General features: G+C 62.7%; 2 protein-coding genes and 1 pseudogene. 2 read left to right on the forward strand and 1 reads right to left on the reverse strand.

Going from position 1 to position 1,301, the window contains the following annotated elements; all coding sequences use genetic code 11:
* The coding region (locus AC1DVA_RS28400) for an SDR family oxidoreductase (RefSeq protein WP_476808130.1) at positions 1 to 173 on the forward strand (173 nt) is incomplete at its 5' end.
* Positions 170 to 928, forward strand: coding sequence for an SDR family NAD(P)-dependent oxidoreductase (locus AC1DVA_RS28405; protein ID WP_476808129.1), 759 nt, complete (start codon positions 170 to 172; stop codon positions 926 to 928). The genes AC1DVA_RS28400 and AC1DVA_RS28405, both read left to right, overlap by 4 nt.
* Positions 929 to 1,018: 90 nt before the next feature.
* On the opposite strand, the pseudogene AC1DVA_RS28410 reads toward AC1DVA_RS28405, so the two are convergent.
* Positions 1,019 to 1,289 (reverse strand): annotated as a pseudogene (locus AC1DVA_RS28410) (transposase); the annotation flags it as partial.
* Positions 1,290 to 1,301: the final 12 nt, after the last annotated feature.

Genomic DNA, 1,301 nt, shown 5'->3' on the forward strand with positions numbered 1-1,301 from the left:
AACGCTACTCGTCGGCCGAGCAGATGGAGATGATGCGCCGCCAAGTTCCCATGGGGCGGGTCGGCGAATCCGAGGACTGCGTCGGCGCCTTCCTGTTTCTCGCCGCTCCGTCGCTGAGCGGCTACATGACTGGCCAGATCATCGAAGTCAGCGGCGGCCAGGTGATGCCGTGACGGCCGTCTATCCTGATCTGCTGGGGCGGACCGTTCTGATTACGGGCGGGGCGAGCGGCATTGGCGCAGCTCACACAAAGGGCTTTAGCGATGCGGGCTGCCGCGTCGCCTTTCTCGACATCGACGAGGCCGCGGGCACCGATCTCGCAACACGGCTTGCGGCCGCTGGCGGAGAGGTGCTCTTCCTGCCCTGCGACCTCAATGACATTGCCGCGCTAGGCTCGGCGATTGCGTCGGTGCGCGAGCGCTTCGGACCCGTCTTCGCGCTCGTGAATAACGCCGCGCAGGACAAGCGCCAGCGCTTCTCCGACATCACGCCCGAGGACTTTGACGCGATGATGAGTGTCAATTTGCGCCACGCCGTTTTCGCCGCACAGCTGGTGGTGCCGCATATGCGCGAACTAGGATCCGGCTCGATCGTCAATACGAGTTCGGTCGCCTGGATGCGTGGCATCGAGGATCTGCAACTCTACAGCACGGCGAAGGCGGCCGCTATCGGGCTGACGAATTCCCTCGCGCGTGAGCTCGGCAGGGATCGCATCCGCGTCAACGCGATCGCRCCGGGCTTCGTCGTCACCGAGCGCCAGCGCGCACTTTGGTTTGACGATAGCGCCATCGASGGGGTGAAGCAGAGACAATGCCTGCCCGACATTATCGAGCCAGACGACATAGCCAACGCCGCGCTGTTCCTATGTTCGGACAGCGCTCGCATGATCACGAAGCATTGCCTGGTTGTTCATGCCGGCTCACTCTGATTGAGAGTACCGACAAGAGACGCGTGTATCTGAAAATCCGACAATGATAGGCGAAGTCGGAGCGGCTGAAGGTGCCGTCGCTGCGCTGGTGCGGTAGGCCAGGTTGAAATGCACCTCCTCGCACAGGCGGCGCTCGGAGCGGATGCCGAAGCAGTAGCCAATGAGCAGCATCCGGATCATCAGTTCCGGATCGATCGAGGGCCGTCCCGTCTCGCTGTAGAAAGGACGCAGATGCGCGCGGATCTCCGAGAGATCGACGAAGCGATCGATGGCGCGCACCCAAATGATCGACTGGAACGTGGCGCTCAAGGTTGAACTCGTAGAACAGCGCCTGCTGCGCAACCTGCCGCTCGCCCATCATTGCGCTGCCCTC

The sequence above is a fragment of the Allobosea sp. P4_C6 genome, from assembly GCF_056402015.1.